General features: G+C 59.5%; 18 protein-coding genes. 3 read left to right on the top strand and 15 right to left on the bottom strand.

The genetic code is table 11. The annotated features are described in order from the left end of the window. Window positions 1–6 precede the first annotated feature (6 nt). From ALO80_RS08745 to ALO80_RS08675, 15 genes are all read right to left on the bottom strand, one after another. Complete coding sequence (locus ALO80_RS08745; protein WP_055008695.1) at window positions 7–1413, bottom strand: DHA2 family efflux MFS transporter permease subunit; 1407 nt, start codon at window positions 1411–1413, stop codon at window positions 7–9. Then, window positions 1410–2618, bottom strand: coding sequence for a type III PLP-dependent enzyme (locus ALO80_RS08740; protein ID WP_055008694.1), 1209 nt, complete (start codon window positions 2616–2618; stop codon window positions 1410–1412). The genes ALO80_RS08745 and ALO80_RS08740 overlap by 4 nt, the downstream gene beginning before the upstream one ends. After that, the gene (locus ALO80_RS08735) at window positions 2611–4395 is read right to left on the bottom strand and encodes an IucA/IucC family protein (protein WP_055008693.1); all 1785 of its coding nucleotides are present in this window, start codon (window positions 4393–4395) and stop codon (window positions 2611–2613) included. The genes ALO80_RS08740 and ALO80_RS08735 overlap by 8 nt, the downstream gene beginning before the upstream one ends. 226 nt (window positions 4396–4621) lie before the next feature. Further along, window positions 4622–5998, bottom strand: a complete 1377-nt coding sequence (locus tag ALO80_RS08730; RefSeq protein ID WP_055008692.1) for a diaminobutyrate--2-oxoglutarate transaminase — start codon at window positions 5996–5998, stop codon at window positions 4622–4624. 361 nt (window positions 5999–6359) lie between these two features. After that, on the bottom strand, window positions 6360–8762 hold the full coding sequence (locus ALO80_RS08725; RefSeq protein WP_055008691.1) for a TonB-dependent receptor: 2403 nt from the start codon (window positions 8760–8762) through the stop codon (window positions 6360–6362). Window positions 8763–8832: 70 nt separating this feature from the next. Then, on the bottom strand, window positions 8833–9798 hold the full coding sequence (locus ALO80_RS08720) for a FecR domain-containing protein (RefSeq protein WP_055008690.1): 966 nt from the start codon (window positions 9796–9798) through the stop codon (window positions 8833–8835). Beyond that, entirely contained in the window at window positions 9795–10304 is a 510-nt protein-coding gene (locus ALO80_RS08715; RefSeq protein ID WP_055005751.1) for a sigma-70 family RNA polymerase sigma factor, read from the bottom strand. Before ALO80_RS08715 ends, ALO80_RS08720 begins: the two co-directional genes overlap by 4 nt. Before the next feature lie 189 nt (window positions 10305–10493). Beyond that, window positions 10494–10682, bottom strand: coding sequence for an ATP-binding cassette domain-containing protein (locus ALO80_RS08710; protein ID WP_235812462.1), 189 nt, complete (start codon window positions 10680–10682; stop codon window positions 10494–10496). An 83-nt stretch (window positions 10683–10765) separates the two neighbouring features. Beyond that, window positions 10766–11941 carry an MFS transporter gene (locus tag ALO80_RS08705; RefSeq protein ID WP_055008688.1) on the bottom strand — a complete coding sequence of 392 codons (1176 nt, stop codon included), beginning with the start codon at window positions 11939–11941 and terminating at the stop codon, window positions 10766–10768. 22 nt (window positions 11942–11963) lie between these two features. Next, window positions 11964–12584, bottom strand: a complete 621-nt coding sequence (locus tag ALO80_RS08700; RefSeq protein WP_083493207.1) for a hypothetical protein — start codon at window positions 12582–12584, stop codon at window positions 11964–11966. Window positions 12585–12594: 10 nt separating this feature from the next. Continuing rightward, the gene (locus tag ALO80_RS08695; protein WP_055008686.1) at window positions 12595–14076 is read right to left on the bottom strand and encodes an aspartate aminotransferase family protein; all 1482 of its coding nucleotides are present in this window, start codon (window positions 14074–14076) and stop codon (window positions 12595–12597) included. Beyond that, the gene (locus tag ALO80_RS08690) at window positions 14073–14756 is read right to left on the bottom strand and encodes a class II aldolase/adducin family protein (protein WP_055008685.1); all 684 of its coding nucleotides are present in this window, start codon (window positions 14754–14756) and stop codon (window positions 14073–14075) included. The genes ALO80_RS08695 and ALO80_RS08690 overlap by 4 nt, the downstream gene beginning before the upstream one ends. Then, complete coding sequence (locus ALO80_RS08685; RefSeq protein WP_055008684.1) at window positions 14753–16381, bottom strand: xylulokinase; 1629 nt, start codon at window positions 16379–16381, stop codon at window positions 14753–14755. Before ALO80_RS08685 ends, ALO80_RS08690 begins: the two co-directional genes overlap by 4 nt. A 10-nt stretch (window positions 16382–16391) precedes the next feature. Next, window positions 16392–17273, bottom strand: coding sequence for a TorF family putative porin (locus tag ALO80_RS08680; protein ID WP_055008683.1), 882 nt, complete (start codon window positions 17271–17273; stop codon window positions 16392–16394). 28 nt (window positions 17274–17301) lie between these two features. Next, the gene (locus ALO80_RS08675) at window positions 17302–17727 is read right to left on the bottom strand and encodes a DUF2147 domain-containing protein (RefSeq protein ID WP_055008682.1); all 426 of its coding nucleotides are present in this window, start codon (window positions 17725–17727) and stop codon (window positions 17302–17304) included. Window positions 17728–17889: 162 nt separating this feature from the next. Here ALO80_RS08675 and ALO80_RS08670 point away from each other — a divergent pair, with 162 nt between their 5' ends. From ALO80_RS08670 to ALO80_RS08660, 3 genes are all read left to right on the top strand, one after another. Beyond that, window positions 17890–18576 (top strand): TetR/AcrR family transcriptional regulator, encoded by a 687-nt coding sequence (locus ALO80_RS08670; RefSeq protein ID WP_055008681.1) that lies wholly within the window; start codon window positions 17890–17892, stop codon window positions 18574–18576. A gap of 153 nt (window positions 18577–18729) precedes the next feature. Further along, the gene (locus ALO80_RS08665) at window positions 18730–20166 is read left to right on the top strand and encodes a coniferyl aldehyde dehydrogenase (RefSeq protein ID WP_055008680.1); all 1437 of its coding nucleotides are present in this window, start codon (window positions 18730–18732) and stop codon (window positions 20164–20166) included. A 282-nt stretch (window positions 20167–20448) separates the two neighbouring features. Next, window positions 20449–21117 (top strand): helix-turn-helix transcriptional regulator, encoded by a 669-nt coding sequence (locus ALO80_RS08660; protein WP_055008679.1) that lies wholly within the window; start codon window positions 20449–20451, stop codon window positions 21115–21117. The last annotated feature ends 114 nt before the right edge of the window (window positions 21118–21231 follow it).

The following is a 21231-nucleotide window of genomic DNA, read 5'->3' as shown; positions in this document are numbered from 1 at the left end:
GAAAAATTATCGGGGTTCGACCGCACCGGGCTGAGCCTCGCTGCGTTCGTCGTTAAGCGGGAAGCGCCAGGCACACGGCAGCGCCAGCAGGATCAGCAGGCCGGTGACGATGAAGACTTCACTGATGGCCGATGGTGTGGCAGCCGGTCCCGCAGTGTTCAGGCGGAACTCCAGCCACAGCGACGCGATGACAATTGCCAGCGACGCGACGAGACGGCGGGATATGTTATTCATTGCCGCGCCCTGAGTGACCATCGGCTCGGGCAAGGCATTGAGCCCGGCCGTTGTCACCGGCATGTAGGAAAGCCCGAGACCCGCGCCACGAATCATCATCAAGACGAACACCACGCCAATGGCGGTATCAGCCTTGAGCATGCCCAGCGCGAAGGTTGAAATACCGGTCAGCAGCAGGCCGATAGCAACCACTGTGCGTGGACCATGCCGGTCCAGCGCCTTGCCGCCCCACTGGCCGAACAGACTGGCGAAGGCGGCGGTACAGAGCAGTGCCAGGCCGGTCCAGATCGGGTTGTAGCCCAGCACTGTCTGCACCAGCAGCGGCAACAGGACCAGGCATTCGAACATGCCAACCGATTGCACCACGGCAATGATCACGCTCAGACGGTAGCCGCGCAGGTTGAACAGCCGCAGATTCAGCAGCGGTGCCTTGCGGCTCAATTCAACCCGCACGAACGCGATCAGACAGGCCACCGCGATCAGCACCATGCCCTGGTTCAACGGGTCGAGCAGCGCCTGGGCCTGATGCATACGGCTGATGGCTATCATCAGCAAGCCAATGCCGGAGGCAACCAGCAGGTAACCGATCAGGTCGAACGGCTTGCGCTCGACAGGTTCGGAGTCCGGCAGCACACCGAGGCCCAACAACAAGGCCAGCAGTCCGATAGGGACATTCATCAGGAACAGCGAGCGCCAACTGAACCACTCCAGCATCAGGCTGCCACACAGCGGACCGAGCGCCGGAGCAAGCATCACGGCTGCGCTCCAGAGCCCTGTCACCCTGCCCCGCTCATGTTTTTCATACACGGAGAAAATGATCGCCAGCGATAACGGAATCATCAACCCGCTGGCGATGCCCTGCACCACTCGCGCAGTGATCACCAGCGCGATGGAACCGGCCAGTGCGCCCAGCAGGGAACCCCCGATGAACAGCGCTACGCCCCAGAGGTACAGCCGTTTACGGCCGATGCGCTGACTGAGAAAGCTGGTCAGCGGCATGGTCATGCCCATGCTGGTCATGAACCCCGCGACGATCCAGGTGGCCAGCAAGGGGCCGACCCGAAACGCCTCCATGAACGTTGGCAGCGCCGGGTTGAGCGAGCTGTTGCTGAGGCTGACGGTCAGTGTGCCGAGCAGCACATTGAACACCACCCAACGGCGTGGCACGTTCAAAGTCATTGGCGAACCCGTTCGCCGTTACGCACGAAGTGCTGTGCCGGTCGTGGATGGCAGAGAAAATCGACATGCGAGATGTTGTAGCCATACGCCCCGGCCAGCGGCAGAACCAGCAGATCACCGATGCTCACGCCCTTGAGCGACTGGCGGCGGCTGAGTACGTCCTTGGGCGTGCACAGTTGCCCGACAACGGTGTAGGCCCGCTCTTCCGAGGCAGCAGTCGCCGGCCTGCCCGGCAGATGGATAACCGGATGGTCATGGCTTTGCGCGACCGGCAGGCGAAACTGATGAGTGCCGCCCCGACACACCAGAAAATGCTCGCCGTGGCTGGTTTTGCTGTCCAGGACCTCAATGGCGTAGTAGCCGCAGTAGGCACTGATGAAACGGCCCGGCTCAAAGCGCAGGATCGGTGCGTCATGTTGTTCGCCCAGACGCTTTTCCAGATAGCGACACAGGCGCTGCCAGTCGAACTGCCGGGTGTTCAGGTAATCGACGCCAATGCCGCCGCCAACGTTGAAGTGGGTCAACTGGTCCGGGTAACTGGCCAGCGCCTTCCACTCCTGCCAGCGCTGCAGATAGAAATCCAGCAACTGCTCGTGACGTTCGACCGACAATTGATGCGACATGGCATGTACATGGAAGCCTTTGAGCGTCAGGTGGCTGGCGCTGTCTACGCGTCCGACGGCTTCGGCCAGATCGGCTTCGTCAATGCCGAACGGGGTCGCTGTGCCGGCCATTGCCAGCTTGCTCGACTGTGCGGCGGGCAGGTGGGGATTGATGCGCAGGAACACGGCCTGCACCCGTCCCGTCTGTTCGGCGAGACGTTGCAGGCGGGCAATTTCATTGAGGCTCTCCAGATGGATGGCCTCAACCTTGTTGAGCAGCGCCGAGCGCAGATCGGAATCAAGTTTGCCAGGGCCGGAGAACACATAGGGCTTGCGTGTCGGACAGGCCATCACCCGCTCGATTTCGCCCCCGGAGGAGATTTCGAAGCCACTGACCAGCGGTGCCAGGGTTTCCAGCATTGGCGCTTCGCTGTTGGCCTTGATCGCGTAGTACAACTCGACGCCCGCAGGCAGAGCTGCCATGACCTCGCTGACGTGTTGCTGCAAGGCGTCCAGATCGTAGACAAAAGCCGCCAGCGGGTCGGTTTCAAGCGCCTGGGCTTCTTTGATGGCGGCCAGCACGGTTTCCGGCAACTTATGCATAACGTGCCTCCGTACCCCACGGTGAGGCAAGGCGCACATAATTGGCCTCACGGTCGGCCTTGGCGGCAAGCCGGACCTTCAGGTTGGTCTTGCAGGCGATCGGCTGGCCGGCGATCAGCGCGTCCAGCTCTGGCGCAGGCAGCACCAGTTCGTCACGAATCCGCTGCAACTGCTGCTCGACCCGTTGCCACATCTGCGGGGCCAGGTGCGGACGCTCCCAGCTCAAGGCCAGCACAGCCTCGGACAAGTTGTTGATCAGCAGGCAATAGGTGATGCGGTTCCAGCCCTGTTCGCGTGTATAGAGCAATGACTGACGAATCCGTGGGTGCAGCCCGACCTGAATAGCCTTGATGCCCAGCTCGTCAGTCAGCTTGACGCCTTCGAAGTCGCGCAGCAGCAGTTGTTGCGGACGACCGTTATCGTGAATCAGTACCGCATTCTGCAAATGCGGCTCCATCACGATGCCATGATTGAAGAACAGCGCCATGACCGGGCGCAGCAGCAAGGACTGGTACTCGTCGAACCAGTCCAGCAGGTGCCGGTCCTCCAGTGCGCCGCCGTTGAAACCCTGCAGGAAGTCATGCACCAATGGGCGTGAACGCAGATCACGTGCAAACAGGGTGCCCGCCATCACGCTGCAGTCTGCGCCGGACCGGCGGCAGAAATTTTCCCGCAGAATTGCGCCCGTCTGTTCGCGAAACCAGTGGCCGTCAGTCTCGCTTGCGCCTGCTGGAGCCCAGCTCATCGAACCGGGTTCGGCCACGGTGGACAGGCCGCCCAGGGTTTCCGGGCGCGTCTGCTGCAAGCGCTGAAACAATTCGTCGATGATCAGCGTGCTTTCCAGTTCGTACCAGGCATTTTTCCGAACGCAGTTGGTAATGCGTACGTTCAGTGAGCCCTTGATGAAGTAGTCATGCCCTTCGATGTACCAGGTGCGCATCGAAGCTGTCGGGCTGGCAAGCGGTCCGCTGGTGCCGAGATCGCTGATCTGCCCGAGCTCGATCAGGCGTTGTACGCGACGGTCTTGCATGAACAGTTGGGCCTGCACCGGATGCATGCAGATCAGAGCATGCCCCGGTCGCGCCCGTGACTGGTCGGCGAACCCTGCCATCACCTCCGACTCGCTCAAACCATTGGCGGTAATCCGCAGCCCGTCCAGCGGCACTTCAAACACATGCAGCGCGGTCTGCGCCTGAAACTCGGGTGCGTAAGTCTCCTGAGCCAGATGTGCCGGCCACAGACGCGCCTTGGGGGCCGGGTGATTGGGATGACCGAACCACAAGCCCTGTTCGCTCGCCAGGTAGCCGCTGAGGGGCGCCGGGTGCTGACCGGTCATGTTGTGGGCAACGATGGCAGCCGTCAGGTGCTGGCTTTGCAGAACCTGATCGAGCAGCTCGTCATTGCTGGCCCGGGTCATGTGCTCGCAGGCCGCCAGCAGTTGCCGTACGAACTCGGCAAAGGCCAGGCAGTGCCAGGTGCCCTGCCCCTGGCGTGCGTAAACATCGGAAAGGTAGCGATGACTGCCCAGATGGTCACGGCGGTCCACCAGCACAAAGAATTGTTGCTGATTGGGCAGGCTGATGGTCAGTGGAATGCCTTTCCATTGTCCGCCATCCACAAAACTGCCCGGTGCAATACCTTGCATGCCTTGGGGCCAGGTGTAATGAAGGCAGTGTTCGGGCAATGCAAACTCCTTGATCAGGCAATTAAGTAATGCACGAGTGGTTGCCAGTTCGCTCACCATGTTTGATAAAACGGTGCGATCGGTATTGGTCATGTCTGCTCCACAGTCGCCTTGACGCTTACTGTTTAAATGACGTTGCAACAAGCGCGGGTGTACCGCTTGAAGCACAACGGCTCAACTGTCTATATGGCTTATTGCCTATAGCCCGCCACGGTATAAGTGTTTGCACGGCGTGCGATTGATTCGCTCAGTCAAACGTTGTTTGCATGTTCTGGTGTGCGCGCGGTGACCCTGTTACTTGTGTGCTGTGTCGAACTGTTTATTTGCGGCGCTGGGCCACGGCTGCCTTGAGGGCATCCTCGAATCGCTGAACCACCAGTTGGCATTGTTCTTCGGTAATGATCAACGGCGGCAACAAACGGATGACATTGCCATTTCGGCCGCCCCGCTCAAGCAACAATCCTTGCCTGAAACAGTGCTGCTGAATCGCAACTGCCAGCTCCGGGTCCATTGGCAAACTGCCGAGGCGGTCGGCCGGCTTGCGCTCATCGACGATCTCGATGCCCAGCATCAGCCCGCGTCCGCGCACCTGGCCCATCATCGGGTAGCGTTGTTGCAAAAGGCCGAGCTTCTCCTTGAGCCAGTCGCCCCGTTTGGCAGCCTGGGCAGCGAGGTTCTGCCGTTGCAGCACCTCAAGCGTCGCAAGGCCGGTGGCCATCGCCATCTGATTACCGCGGAACGTGCCCGCGTGATTGCCCGGTGCCCAGGCGTCGAACTCGCGCTTGAAGCCGAGCACGGCCAACGGCAGGCCGCCGCCAACCGCCTTGGACATGACGATGATGTCGGGTTCGATCCCGGCGTGTTCGAAGGCGAACATCTTGCCGGTACGTCCGAAGCCCGCCTGCACTTCATCCAGAATCAGCAGAATGCCGTGCTTGCGGGTCACCTCGCGAATCTGCCGCAGCCATGTGGCAGGTGCCGGGTTGACGCCGCCTTCGCCCTGTACCGCTTCCAGAATCACAGCGGCTGGCAGGGATACGCCGCTTTCCACGTCTTCGATGAACTGGGTGAAGTAGTAGCTCAGCGCATCCGTGCCGGCTTCACCGCCAATGCCCAGGGGACAGCGGTACTCATGGGGGTACGGAAGGAATTGCACACCAGGCATGAGGTTGGCGACAGCATTCTTCGGCGCAGTGTTGCCGGTCAGCGCCAGGGCTCCGTGGGTCATGCCATGGTAAGCGCCGGAAAAGCTGATGATGTTGTGGCGTCCGGTAGCAGTCTTGGCCAGCTTGATCGCGGCTTCGACAGCATCGGCACCGGATGGACCGCAGAACTGCAGGCAGTAATCGCGTCCCTGCCCCGGCAGCAGACTCAGCAGCGTTTCGCTGAAGGCGTCCTTCACCGCTGTGGTCAGGTCGAGGGTGTGCATCGGCATTCCGGACGTCAGGAAGCTGTCGAGACTGGCCATGATGGCTTCGTGATTGTGGCCTAGCGCTAGCGTTCCGGCGCCGGCCAGGCAGTCCAGGTAGGTGGTGCCTTCAACATCCGTCACCCACACTCCGTGCGCTTTGGCGATGGCCAATGGCAACTTTCGCGGGTAACTTCTTACATTGGATTCAAACTGGCTCTGCCGGTCCAGATAGTTGGCATTGGTTTTCTGCGACGTAGTAGAGTGCAATAGGCCATTATTCAACATCTGTAAGTCCTCGCTGGATTCCGGATGCAAACTATTATCATTTCCCTGAAAGTGCAACCCGTTGTATTAAAAATACGATGAAAATTTAAATGTCCGAGCGTGCGCGCGCGATAAGTTGCAAGGCGCGCGAACGGGCCAGTCTTAAGATCGGTAATATTTAAAGTGCCTTTACTTGGATGGGCACGTGTGACAGGTCTACAACGCAGAAACAGAATATTGAAATAACCGATGCTTCTGTCACTGTCGCTACATTGATTATGTTATCGCTGCCTGTTTATACCTCGTTGCGTACTTCCAGTTTGTTCAGCACGCGGGTAAGCCCGTCCCTGGGCACTCGCGTCGGTTTAGGACCCGATTCGACTCAGAACCCGATAGTGGCTGAAAGCAGATAGGTCCTGGGTGTCGACAGGGTCAGCCCCGGTTCGCTGTCATCCGATGCGCCGGCCGAACTCCAGTAGTACTTATTCATGACGTTCTCGACGTTGGCGCGCAACGTGATGTCCTTCTGATCGACCTTGAACGCATACCGCGCGCCTACGTCGAAGCGCTCGGAAGAGTCGATGCTTTTGCTGTTGGCCTGGTCCAGGTACTGCGAGCCGGTATAGATGCCACGGCCGGTCAGGGTCAGGCCCTTGACGCTTGGCACGTCCCATTCGGCCCCCAGATTGACGTTGTATTTGGGTGTGGCCGGAGCCCGGTTGCCGTCGAACGCACCGTTGACGGTGTTGGTCAGTTCGCTGTCGATGTACATCAGACCGCCCAGCAGGCGGAAGCCCTTGAGAGGTTCGCCGAACATGGTCAGCTCGACACCATCGTTGCGGCGCTTGCCGTTCGGACCAAAGACTCGCGACGTCGTATTGGTTTCATAGGCTGGTTGCTTGATCCGGAATACGCTGGCGGTGAAGGCGTATGACCCCAGGTCATACTTGGCCCCCACCTCAACCTGCCGGCTGACGAACGGCGGGAAGATCTGGTCTTCGTTCACCGAGGTCGACGGAGCGATCTTGCCTTGGCTCAGGCCTTCCATGTAATTGGCGTACACGGACAGATCGTCGGTCACCTTGTACAGAATGCCGCCTGATGGAGAGACCTTTTCCTCGTCGTATGCCGTGTCGCCTTTGACGTCGTCGGTCCAGTCATCAACCTTGACGCGTTGCCAGCGCGCACCGAGTGTCAGCAGAAGGCGATCATCGAAGAAACCCAGTGTGTCGGTAAGGGCAACGCCGCTGAAACGGTTTTCTGTGTAAACCTTGGAGTCGGCACGCGTGGGGTTGGCAGGTGTCGGCGTATCGACCGGGTTATAGAGATTGCTGGGCGCGGCAGCATAACGTGCACCGCCGTTTTCAAAGTCCATATAGAAATAACTGGCGGCCAGATTGACTTCGTGACTGACCGGCCCGGTATGGAACCAGTTGCGCACGCCAGCGGTGGCCGTGCGGACATTTTCGTCACGCGTGAAGTCACGCGGCTGAACGCTGAAGTCGCCTGCATCGTTGGTGACCGATACCGCATGACGAAGGAAATCGTGGTTACTCTTACGCGCACCGACACCGCCGTACAGCATGACCGAGTCGCTGAGATCATATTCGGCATTCACTGCGCCGAAGGTATCCCGGGTACGTGCCTTGCTCCAGGACTGCGCATAGTTGTCACGAACATCGTTGGCATTCGGTACCTTCGCATTGGCACCTACCTGCACGCGCTCCTGAGGGGCATCGGTGTCACGTTCGGTGTGCCCGATATCCGTTGACAGACGCAGACGGTCGCCGCGGAAATCCAGGCCCAGCACGGCCATGTCGCGATCAACGCTCTGATGATCCCATTCCGTGTCGCCGGACTGTTTGACGCCGTTGAAACGGATACCGAACTTGTCGTCTTCACCGAACCGGCGTGCCACATCCACGGCTGCGCCCGCCTGCCCTTTGGAGGCATAGCTGGTGGTCAGCTCGGTGATGGGTTTATCCGTTGCACGCTTGGGGACCACGTTGATTCCGCCGCCGACACTGCCGCGCGGCGAAATGCCATTAATCAACTGGCTTGGTCCCTTGAGAATGTCCACCCGTTCGGCCATTTCCATGTCGATCGTGTAGGTGGGCAGGATGCCGTACAAGCCGTTGTAGGAGACATCACTGTTGAACAGGCTGAAGCCGCGAATGGTGAACTGTTCGTAGCGCCCGCCTGCCGGGTTGGTGGCACGTACCGAAGGATCGCTGGCAATCAGGTCGCCCAGGGTGCGGGCCTGCTGGTTTTTCACCGCGTCCTTGGTGTAAGTGGTCATGCTGAAAGGCGTTTCCATGAAATCCCGAGAACCCAGCATCCCTTGCGAACCTTTGCGGGCCACCTGGCCACCTGCGTACTCCTGGCCGTCCGTAGAACCGCTATCACCGACAATCGAGGTAGGTGCGAGTTGCAAACCAGCGCCTTCAGGGGCCGGGACCAGTGTGTAGGCCTGTTCACCGACCGGCACCAGTTGCAGGCCGGAACCTTGCAGCAGGCGTGCAAACCCTTCCTCAACCGCAAACTCGCCAGACAGACCTGAACTGTTTCGACCGTTCACCAATGCGGGATCTACCGACAGGTTGACCCCGGCCTGACCGGCAAAACGGGTAAGCGCGGCGCTCAGGCTGCCGGCAGGCACTTCATAGGCACGCCTGCCCGAGGTTTCGGCCCAACTGGTCGAGGCAAACAACGGACTGGAACTCAACGTCAGCAAAAGGCTGAAATGCAAAAGCGGACGCAAACGGTAGGAAGACACTGCGGACATAGAGGGAAACTCTCGTATTTTTTTGTGCACTTACCTGAAATGACCAGCGAGACAAAAAAAAGGGACAGCTTCACGCATTATTTTTTGTCGAAATGTTTTTTCGAGGCACCAGCGTGACCCAGTAGCGGGTACGCATCTGCACCTCCACCGGCAGGCTGGCAGCCAGCAACGAAAGTACGCGGTCGGTATTGTCGAGCCTGAAACTGCCCGTCACTCGCAGGGTTTCAAGTGCCGGTTCCCAGCGCAACAAGCCGGGACGATAGCGACCCAGCTCACGCAGGAAATCCCCCAGTTGCTGGTTCTGCGCGGTCAATACATCGTCTCGCCAGCCGGGCAGCAAGGCGTCGAAGGCGCTGACCGGCCCTGCTCCGCTCTGCCTGAGGCTGACCTGCTGTTGCGCACGCAATGCCAGCACGGGCCCCTGCAACGGATAAAGTTGCACCAGACCGCTGACCACCGATACGCGGCAGTCGCTTTCGTTGAGACGTACACAGACTTCGCTCTGACTGACCACGATGCGCCCGTAAGGACCGTTGATTGTCAGCGCTGCACTGCCCGGCACCTTGAGTGCTATCTCACCCCGCACAAGGCTGATTCGGCGTGCACCCAGATCGACGTTTACCGCGCTGTCTGTGTTCAGTTGCAAGGTGCTGCCATCGGCTAGCGACAGGCGCTTGTGTTCGCCGACGGAGGTTTGCAGGTCGGCGCGCCAGACATCCAGTGGCAGCTGACGGCCCACCAGCCAGGCGGTAGGGACCAGTGCGACAGCGCCCAGCGCCCGTTTGAGCGCCGCGCGTCTTGCCTTGTCGGGACGATCCAGAGTAGCCATAGCCAGATTGGCAGGCAGGCCGAAAAAACGCTGCCGCAGCTGTTGCGCCTTTTGCCAGGCGCGCTCATGACTGGCAGAGCTATCGCGCCAGTGCTGCAGCATGGCGTGATCTTCTTCGCTGGCACCGCCGGATTCCAGAAGCGCGAGCCACTGCGCCGCCCTGCGTACTACCTCGCGTTCTTCGCTGGAAGGGGTCGAGCGAATCACCACTCCACCAGCAGGCAGTGTTCGTAGGCCTGCGCCATGTAACGTTTTACAGTACGTTCGGATACACCCAGGCGCTCTGCAATTTCCCGATACCCCAGCCCCTCGAGCTGGCTCCAGAGAAACGCGCGACGCACCACTGCCGACAGCCCGTCGAGCAACTCGTCCAGCGCCTGTAGGGTTTCCAGCAGCAGCCAGCGCTGCTCGGGAGACGGCACGCTGTCTTCAGGCAACTGCGCCAGTGCTTCCAGGTAAGCCTGTTCCAGGCTTCGCCGCGTGTAGAAATTACTGAGCAGGCGTTTGCCCACGGTCAGCAGGTACGCGCGTGGCTCCTGCATATCGGCGATCTGCTGAGAGCTGGACAGCACACGCAGGAACGTATCCTGACTCAGGTCCGCAGCATCCCAGGCATTCCCCATGCGTTTGCGCAGCCAGCTTTCCAGCCAGCCATGATGATCGCGGTAAAGGGAATGCAAGGTCTGCTGTGAGAGCGTCGCTGCTTCAGTCATGTCAAAAGCCTTGAGCGATGGGTGCGCCAAATGAGACTGATTCTAATTAGTGTTATATCCCGAGTCCACGCTCTTTTTTTCAAAAAGCCCGTCGCCGCTGCGTGAAACCGGGGTCATTCGCCTCCAACGCGTTGATCTGCGCCGCATCCGGGTCATTCACCCGGACCAGAAATCAATGCCGGAAAAACGCTACACGTAGCTTTTTGTATCACTTCTGACATGAAATTCCGGTGATGATCGGTCAAAGGCTGCCTCTGCCAGTGAACCCAGAGCGACACGATCACGATGCCTTTCGACACGTTCTTGACGGATCAGCACTGCCCTATCGCACAAATGGGCGACGGTGTTGATGTCATGGCTGACCAGAATCGTGGTCATGCCAGTATCACGGCGCAGGGTCTGCAGAAGCTTGAGTATTTCCGCCTGGGCCGGCACGCTCGGAATCCGCGATGGCTACGCCGTCACGCTCCACGTGCAACACCAACCTGTCTGCCGACAGCCCGCCGATGCAACAGCACAATCAGACACAGCGCCGTGACCGACAGCCAGACACTGACCAGCAGCACCGGTTGAGCGTTGTCGCCAGACACCCACTGCGACGCCAATAGCGGTCCGAATGCGCAGCCCAGCAGTTGCATGCCCGGAATGAGCCCGGCGATGCGTCCCGAGGGGTCGATTTGAAGCGCAATGCGCACCTGAAACGGCGTCAGCATCAGGTAGATCAGGGCAAAAAGACCGCACAGGCCCAGAAATACAGTTACGCCCTGATCAGCCGTTATATACATGCCCAGCGCAATGCTCGCCAGGAGCAGTGCGGCGGCGGCCAGCATCGAATAGTCAGGCACCCGGCGCACCAGCAGAATGCCCAGACACCCGCCCAGAACCTGCATGAACAACATCGCGGATACCAGCAACTGGGCTGAATGCGCATCCAGCCCCGCATGAATGCCCAGCGGCTCAAGGTACGCCCAAAGCCCGCCTACCGCCGAGAGCTGCATGAACACCAACATCAATAGCAGCACCTGCTTCAGGTTCCATTTGAAGCCTGATACTTCCGGTTGTTTGTCAGGCTGTTGCGGCAGGCGTATGGGTAGCCAGGCAACGAACAGCACGGAGCCTGCGGTCAGAATCCCGAGAAACACAAAGCCGGCATAGACACTTTGATCAGGCAGTATCAGGTACGCGAGTGCTGCGGCTATCAGTGCCTGAGCCAGTGTCTGAACCACCATGAACACACCTGCCACCCGATCCGGCGCAGGCCCCTGAACAATCAGGCTGACCGCCCCCCACAACAGCAGACCCTCGGCCAGTCCCGCCAGCGCCCGCGCTGCCGTTAATGGTCCGTCGCCAGTTACGTTGGCCGTGACAAGGTCCATCCCGGCTGCGCAAAAGATCGCGATGACCGTAAGCAGACGCAGGTTGAGCATCGACCGCAGCAAGTCACCCAGTACCACGCCCAGCCCCAGCGCCACGATTTCGCCCATGGCGACGAGCCCGACGCCTTCGAGTGACACATGACGTTGCGCGAGCAGTTCGCCCAGAAGCAGCGGTTGCAGGCCTACCATCAACACCGCGACCGAGCCCAGTGCCAGGGCGGCACTCAGATGTCTGCGAGTTACAGCGGACGACGTTTGCATGCCATGTGCCTCTTCGGAAGTATCAGTAACCGCGGGTTTCAGGCGGGATCTTGCCGTCGGCAAAACACTGCGCGGCCCGCTTCTCGTCTTTCATCAGCCTTCCGTTGGCGACCAGCACCACCCACCAGGGCAATAGCGTGAGGTGGGTGCCGCATGCCTTGGCCAAGGTGTACGCTTTGGCGCATTTTTCGAACAATTCAGCGTTGAGCACCATTCGGGCACCGGTAGTCCCCATGACCACCGGCGTGCCATCGATGACGGCGGCATTACCGCCACGCGTCAACGCACGCGCCAGGGACTGATCGGGACTGGCGGGCGAGCCCATGTGGCCTATGTGGCGTGCCTGCTCATCAAATAGAATCGGCAGGACGCCGCCAAAATCGACCAGACTTTTTGCGAAAGCCCCGCCGCCGATCAGGATGGCGCCGACATCGGCACGTGCCCGATAAATAGCCGCATGGGTCTGGCGCTCGTCTTGCGCAGGATCGGACCAGGCGACGGCCTGCGGTGCCAGGTCGTCGAGCTTGCCGAGCCACATGCCCTGCTCGCCCGGTAACCGCAATGAGACACTGCTGTGCGAGTCCGCCTGACCCATCAGGCGTTCGCGCAGCTCAAGCCATTGTTTTCGAAGTAGATCGCGCACGGTGTTCACCTCACACCAGTTGAAAAACAGTGTCGAACCGCTCGAGAGCGTCATCGATTACATCGTCAGTGTCCGCCAGGCTGGTGTACAGGCGGCTGCCCGCCAGGGTCACAAGGCCGTGAGCGGTATAGGCCGCGCCCATCTCCTCCATCATGTGCTTGCGGGTCTTGGCCTCATTACGTGCTCTGAGCAGCTTGAGCGGATTACCGGTGTCGAGCAGCAACACGCCGGAAGTCTGCAGATGCACGATGGAGCCCATGTTGTACGCCACGTAGGGCAAGCCGCGCCGGTTGATGATTTCGTCCAGCCCTGCGCGCATGCGGTCGCCCGCCCTGCCCGCCAGCGCCGGTGCGTTCAGACGGCGTGCTTCGAGCAGCGCGTAATAACCGGCCACACACGACAGCGGGTTGGCCGACAGCGTCCCGCCGACAAAAGCCCGCCGGGAAGATGTGCCGATACCACCGGCAAGCAGCTGCATCACGTCCCTGCGTCCGCCAATGGCACCTGCCATGGGGTAGCCCCCCGTCAGGCATTTACCCAGTACCGTAATGTCCGGCATAACGTTGAAATAAGCTTGTGCGCCACCCAGTCCCGCGCGGAATCCGGTGACCACCTCGTCGAAAATAAGTAGCGCGTCGAACTCGTTGCACAGTGCCCGCAACTGTCGGTTGAAGTCTGCATGCACCGGGCGGGTGCCACTTTCCGGGCCAAAGGGTTCGACCATGATTGCTGCGGTGCCACCACGCAAGCGATTGATCTGCAGCCTGCGGCGCAATGCGTCGAGATTATTGGGCGGGCTTTCCTGCGTATTTGCAGTGGCACCTCGCGGAATGCCCACGGCTTCCATGCGGCCGGTGCCCGGCAGGCGCATGCCATAGACAAGCTGATCGCTCCAGCCGTGATAGGCTCCGCCAATCTTGATTACCCACTTCTTGCGGGTATAGGCGCGGGCCAGACGAACCGCTGCCATCACCGCCTCAGTTCCCGAGCCCAGCAGGCGCAGCATGTCCACACCCGGCATCACTTGGCAGACCAGTTCGGCCAGCTTGACCTCGTACTCATGCAGCAAGCCGGTCACCGGTCCGCACTCGTCGAGGATACGGTTGACCTGTTCGCGAATGGCCGGGTGATTCGATCCCAGCAAGGTAGGGCCGCCTGCCTGGAGAAAATCGGTGTAGCGATTGCCATCGACATCCGTCAGGTGCGCACCCTTGGCCTGGGAGAAAGCCAGCGGAAACGGATAGTTGAATGCGAGGTTGTGCTGCACGCCTCCCGGTATGACTTTTTTGGCGGCCTCGGAAAGGCGCTTCGAACCCTGACAGCGTTCGTCGAAATAACCCATGACCTTGCTCATCGCTTCACGCTTGATGGGGCGTATGGGTTGCTTCACCAGTTCGTCGAACCGGCGGTAGAGTGAATCGACATCGGGCCATTGCGATACAGCCGATTCGGGAATTTCAGGCACGCGGGCAGGATCAAGAGGTTTGTTCATGATTGAGTCTCTGAAAAAGTCTGAGGGCTGAGTGCGTGCGAGCTGGAGCTGGTCAAGGCACTGATCAGTCGGGCTACTGCGGCGCGTGACTCAGGTTTTCCACGGGTATTGACTTTGATCTGGTTGAGAAGATGGTCACGACAGAATGTTTCCAGATCCTCCAGGCGCGTCAGGGTGGTCTCGATATCCGGGCCGCAACACAAGACGCCGTGGTTGCGCATCAGGTAGGCATTGTGGTCAGGCCGAATGGCACGTCCGAGCTTGCCGGCGAGCCAGCCGGAGCCGGACGGTGCGTAACCCACCAGTTGAATGCGTTTACCCAGCGATTTCCATAGCGGCGGGTAAGGCACGTCCAGTGCTTTGCCGAACAATGTGCAGGCGCTGGCCAGTGGTTGATGGGTATGGATACTGCAATTGACATCCGGCCGACTGCGCAGGACTTTGGCATGCAGCTCGCTTTCTACCGAGGGCGAGCGTTCTCCCGACAATTGCTTCAGATCCTTGAGTCGCAGCACGCAGACATCTTCCGGGCGCATGCTGAAGTAGTCGGTGGCCGACGGTGTGACCGCGATGTGCAGCGCGTCGATCCGCAGCGCCAGATTGCCGCCGGTAGCGGCAAAGAAGCCGCGGCGTGAAAGATGCCGCGACAGGTCGACGATCTGTTGTTGGACGTGACTCATGGTGTCGTCTCCTGCGATGGGTTCAACCTGCGATAGAGCGGTGCCAGGCGTTTGCGGACTTCCTTGAACGTCGCGAAGCGGTCGTCATACAGGCTGCGGATCGACGGTGATGGTTCGTACAGCCGATGAGGCCTCTGCAACGCCGGAAGATCGGTAAACTGCAATTTTTCGAGCGCTACCGCAGCGATGAAAGCGGCACCGCGTGCGTTGGTTTGAATAGGGTTATGCGGTTGCTGGATGACCCGCCCGCAGACATCGGCCATGATCTGGCACCACACATCCGATTGCGCTCCGCCACCGGTGGCCACGATGATTCCACTCGACTGGCCGATAAACCGCGAGAACGGTTCCAGCATCCAGCGAGTGTTGTGCGCAACGCCTTCCATGAAGGCCCGGATGATGTCTTCCCTGGAGTGTTCGAGCTTCAGGTTGATCAACCCGGCACGCAGGCTCGGGTCACCTACCGGAGAGCGTTCGCCACACAACCAGGGCGTGTAGATCAGCCCCCGCGAACCCGGTGGCACTCTGGCTGCGATGCGGTCAAGCAAGGCATATACATCGGGCTGCTGTTCATCACTCAACAATTCGTCCGGGTGATAGAGCACTTTGTCGCGTAGAAACGACAGGTTGGCCCCTGCGGCCGATTGCATGGCCATTGCCAGATAGCGGCCTTTGACCGCACTGGGAACCGCAGCAATATGGTGACGGACACTGGATTTCTTGAACGGTACATGCGCGCCTACCCAGGACGAGGTGCCCAGATAAAGGTGCGGAGCGAAGTCACGCACCGTCGCGCCAACAGCGACTGCCGAGGTGTCGACGGCTCCTGCAACCACCGGCGTTGATCGTGGCAGCCCCAGTACCGTTGCAAGCTCGGGTTTCAGTGTGCCGATGACTTCTGTCGAGCCGACCAGATCAGGCAGCTTGCCAGCATCAATGCCCAGCGCCCTGATAAGGCCGTCATCGTAGCGAATGCTGTGCGGGTCACGATTGTCGGTAATCCAGGCGGTCAGCATCGAGTCGCCCGTTGCACAGTAGCGCCCCGACAGACGCATGTTCATGTAATCGAGCACATTCAAAAACTTGTGGGTCTTTTCATAGCGTGCCGGGTCATGATCAAGGATGTAAGCCATGTGCCCGGCCGAGTCCATCCCGGACAGTGACGCCACCCCGCCTGTCAGTCGCAACGAACGCCAGAGTTTGAGCGGCCCGTAGCCGCCCAGATTGCACCAGCCCCCGCCCATACGCTTTTTGATGGAGTCGGCACCGCGCTTGTCCAGCCACAGCAATGCCCGGCCGACCGCAACACCGTTGCGGTCGACACACACCGTGCCTTCACTTTGAGTGGAGCAGCAGATGGCCACCACCTGGCGACGTCTGAGCGGATCTGCGCCCAGCAATTCGCTGGCCCCGAGCAGAAACGCATTCCACCAGTCCTCGGGTTCCTGCTCTGCACTCAGGCCACTGACGTGCAACGGCACACCATGAAACGCCCAGGCCCGGATGTCACCGTCCATGGAGACCAGTGCGCACTTGCAACCAGAGGTTCCAAGGTCGATAGCGAGGACGAGCTGCTCCAGGCCGGTGGCCGCCTCAGGCGTCCGGGAAATGAAAAGCGAAGTCATAAAGGTCTACTCAGAATGTGCGGGAAATCGACGCTACCCAGCGATTGCCGTCCGTGCTCCGCACATGCCCGTCGTCCTCGGCCATATACAGCTCACGTGCCCTGGTTTTGGTCGTTACCCAGTCGAGACCCCAGTCAAACCCCCACCAGTGATGAACCAGCCCTGCACCATAATCAGCGAAATCTGCTTCCGAGAAGTTGGCGATCTGCTGATAACCGGCGTGCAACTTGAGTTGGGTATTGATGCCCAGAGCGTATTTGTAATCCAGGTCATACAACAGGCTGCCCCGGGAATTGCGGTCACCCTTGGCATAGCATTCCAGGCCTTTGGTCGGGTCTTCGTTGAACTGCAATTGCGCCCCGCATACACCACCGCTGTTGGCACCCCGGTAGTTCTTCGACAGAACCCGGGCGATTCGTCCTTCAAGCGCGCCATAGCCGACTTCGAGCACAGCAAACTGGCTGTTGTAATTTGTCGTATGCTGGTCGCCCGGCGTGAACGTTTCGAAATCGAAGCGATTGGGCGCTTTGAACTGAGCCCCCGGGAACATCTCGGCCGCCAGCCCCACGCCGTAGTGCCAGGCGTCGGGATCACCGAAGCGATACCCGCCGGCGAGCAGCACGCCCAGACCATCACCGTCGAGGAACTGTTTTTTGCTGACGGTGGAAAATTCGGCGAGCGCCACCAGGCCTGTTTCATGAGCGACCTGAATGGTCACCCTGGCGCCCGGTCGATTCAGGGAATCGGAAATGCCTCGAGTACGTATGTCAGAGCTGGCCTTGGCAGTGATATCCACCGCGTAGCTGGACATTTCATCGGCGATAGCCAGGTTCGAGCCTGCTGCAGAGCACAGTGCTGCAGCCATTACATAACGGAATGTATAAGTGTGCATGATTCTCTCCCACGCTAAAGGGCCGGATTTACAGTTTGCAAACCGGGGCAGGAGGCAGTGTTGCGATACGCTCGAATTGCTCTGTCTTGCCGAGGACTTCGGTGCCGACAAAAGCCCTTACATTGAGGCGTCCGTCCTTGACCCGGACGGCACCCTTATATTTTTTCTGATCACGGGGGTCATACACCCAGCCATCGCGCCAGGCATCCTGGTCATAACGGGACAGTTGCAGGATCTGCACACCGCAGTCACTGCTGCCCGAAGCAACATCCTTGACCCAGACAACCTGTCCGCAGATAGCGCCTGGCTTGTCCGCGCAGTCGTCAAGCCTGACCACGGCGTCTTTTTCCGCCGTCAGCCAAAGCCCCTTTGCCTCCAGCGGACCTGCAGCCGCATGAATGCCGGGAGAGCACATCAGAACCGAAGAGAGGAAAAGCCATTGCCGTGCGTTCATAGGGTCACCTTTTTTATTTTTTGTTTTAACAGACCGTCACATTAACGACGCTTCAGTTATGATAGTCATCGCTACACGATAGTTATAACTATCATTTTACCGGCGAGCAACTGTTTTTTTCGACCGTCATGCTGGCGCCCCACTCTTTCTTGACAGGTACTTATGGCCAGGCTGAACACTGAAACCGCTCCTGCGCAGATCGCAGGGAAAACCGCAGAGCGCAAGAAGCTGCCGGCGCAGCAGCGCGCTACCGAGACGTACGAACGCATTCTGGTCGCCACGGCCAAAACCTTGTGCGAAGTCGGCATAGAGCGCTTGTCCACCAACCTGGTATGCGAGCGGGCAGGTCTTACACCCCCTGCGCTGTATCGCTATTTCCCCAACAAATACGCGCTGTTGACGGTGCTGGGGGAACGCCTGCTTGAGAAGCAGAACGAGCGTATCGATCACTGGATCACCCCCGAGCTGATCGCGGGTACGCCGCAGGCTCTGGAGCAGGCCCTCGCCGAGTTGATTCTGGATACCTACCGGGTTACCGACGCCACGTTGGGTGGTATGTGGACACTCAAGGCATTAAGGGCAGTTCCTGCACTGGAACATGTGCGCCTCGACTCCCACCGCCGGGTATCCAAAGCCCAGGCCGCTATTATTGCCAGCGCTATTCCCGAAGCCGATCCCGCGCGAATAGCCATGGTTGCCCGTGTCGCAGTAGAAATGATTCACGCCACCATCGAATTGTTGTTCGATGAGCCCCTGGACCCGGCAGAGACCTGCGCACTGGTGGCGGCGATGATCGTCAGCCATCTGGATCGTCTGGTGTCCGAGCCTGGCGTTGAAACCGGCAAATGAAGGCGCGACTACAGATTGACCGTTTCGGCCTGTTGACGCGTCCGGATCGCCCCTTCATAGGTCCGCGATGGTTGTATAGGGTCACGTGAGCCAGGACGTGACCGGAACACCGCATCTACTCTTATAAAAACACGCAGCCACAGGAGCAGCGTCATGAACCAGCCCGCAAGGATTACGCTAACCACGCCGTCTCCCGCCCCGGGGCTCACCGAGCTTTTCGAGGCGCAGCGCGCTGCAGTGCTGGCACGGGGCGCACCCTCCTACGCTCAACGAATTGCACACCTCAATGCTGTTTTGCGCATGGTCAGCGACAATCAGGACAGATTGCTCGAAACGGTCTGTGCAGACTTCGGCAACCGTTCGTTCGCTGAAACCAGACTCGGTGAGCTGATGCCTGTCATCAATGGCATCAAGCATATTCGCGCGCACCTCAAAGCGTGGATGCGGCCTTCCCGGCGCAAGGTCGGTATCGTCTTCAAGCCCGCTACTGCCAACGTCATGTATCAGCCGCTGGGCGTTGTCGGCGTTCTGGCCCCGTGGAACTATCCGCTGACGCTGACGCTGGTGCCGTTGATCGAGGCCCTGGCGGCTGGCAACCGGGTGATGATCAAACCTTCGGAATTGACGCCCCTGACCTCTGCACTGCTCAAGCAACTGCTGGGCGAGACGTTCCCCGCCGAACAGGTCGTAGTGGTCACTGGAGACGCTGCGCTGGCGGGCCAATTCAGTGAGCTGCCTTTCGACCATCTGCTGTTTACCGGCTCGACCCAGGTAGGTCGCCAGGTCATGGCCGCAGCGGCGCGCAATCTGACACCGGTGACACTGGAGCTGGGTGGCAAGTCGCCAGTTGTGGTATGCGATGACTTTTCGATCAAAAAAGCCGCCCGGATGATCGCGATCGGCAAGCTGTTCAACGCCGGTCAGACCTGCGTAGCGCCTGATCATGTTCTCGTCCCGCGTGAACAGGTCAACAGCTTTGCCAGCGAGTGGCTGGCTGCAGCAAAAAAACTTTACCCGACGCTCGATGGCAATCCGGACTACACCTCGATCATTTCCCAGCGCCACCACGACCGGCTTGTGGCCATGGCCAGCCAGGCTATCGCAACAGGGGCGAAGGCCTGGCAACACAACGCGCCGGTGTCGACCCGCGAGCGCAAGATTGCGCCCATGGCACTCACGCAGGTGCCCTTGAAAGCAGACCTGATGCATGAGGAGATTTTTGGTCCATTGCTGCCGGTACTTGCCTATGACTCCCTCGATGAAGCCATCGCTTTTATCAATGCGCGTCCTGCACCTCTGGCGCTGTACTGCTTTTCCAACGACAAGACGTCCGTGGATCTGGTGTTGAACCGCACACATTCGGGCGGCGTGACCATCAATGGCACCATGCTGCATGCCACTCAGGATGATCTGCCGTTCGGCGGCGTCGGGCAAAGCGGTACCGGGGCCTATCACGGCTATGAGGGCTTCGTCCGCCTGTCCCATGCCCGCGGCGTTCTCAAGCTCAGTCGCTTCAACATGTCCGACAAGGTCTCGGCCCCCTATGGACGGCTGACGCGCCTGATAACCCGCCTCATGCTCGGCAAATAGTCTCCAGGCGGGCGACTGCGTCAGGTGACAGGATGTCGCCCCCGGCTCGCTGTGCCCGTTCGCTAAACCTACCGGAACGACGGTGAATATCACTGTTTGTGATGCTCCATTATTTATGTAACATCGGGGCGTTATTCTTTTTCGGCCTGAACTAGTCGTGTTCTAAGACGCATCTAACGCGGCGCACTGGCGTCCCTATCACTCGCCGCGGAGTTGATGTGACCACCCTTCGCGTTTCGCGTCTAAGCTCTTGTCAGCAGTTCTGAAATCATGGATGACTCAATGCCTCATACCTTACTACCGCAGATTGGCAGGGCCATCGCCAGCATCGGCAGCGGCCATTTTTCCAGCATGTTCCACAAGCTCATCGACACTCAGCTTGCCGTGGACGCCACGCACCTTTCTTCACTGCCACAGCCTTGGCAAACACTGACCGCGTTGGCACCGACGGTGTTCAACGAAACGGTGACGTCGTCGCGCGGGACCTTGCTGCTGAACGACTCGATTCATCTTTATCCTGCCCACGCCTCGGAAAACTTCAGTTGCAAGATAACGGTATTCCGCGCGCTGCCGGCGCATGAGTTTTCGGACCGTGAACGTCGTCAGTTAAGTGCGCTTTCCCCACTGTTGTTCTCGATACTTGAAAAACATGTCAATGCCTTGCAACTGACCATGATCAATGTCGAGCCTAAGAAAACCGAAAGCGTTGAAGCGCGTTTTCATGATCGACTGCGCGAAACAGGTCTGACATTGTCCGAGCGGGAGACGCAAGTGTGCATCGGTCTGCTTGCCGGGCACACCGCTATCGAGCAGGCCGAACGGCTTGCGCTGAAGGTCAATACGGTCGGCAGTTACCAGCGCCGCGCCGCCATCAAACTGGGCATCAGCGGTCGGCATTCGCTGATGCGCTGGATGTATGGCTCATCCGAAGGCGCCTGTTCGGCCTGCTGAACACTGTTTCGGATCACTGTTGAAGCGCAGGCTGAACAGCTGATTGATACCAGAGGACGAGGCGATATCGATCGCCCCGCCCATGCACTCGTTTACCGCCTTCAGTTTCGGCCT

The sequence above is a fragment of the Pseudomonas caricapapayae genome (assembly GCF_001400735.1).
Lineage (GTDB): Bacteria > Pseudomonadota > Gammaproteobacteria > Pseudomonadales > Pseudomonadaceae > Aquipseudomonas > Aquipseudomonas caricapapayae.
This window is presented reverse-complemented; position numbering and strand designations above follow the sequence as displayed.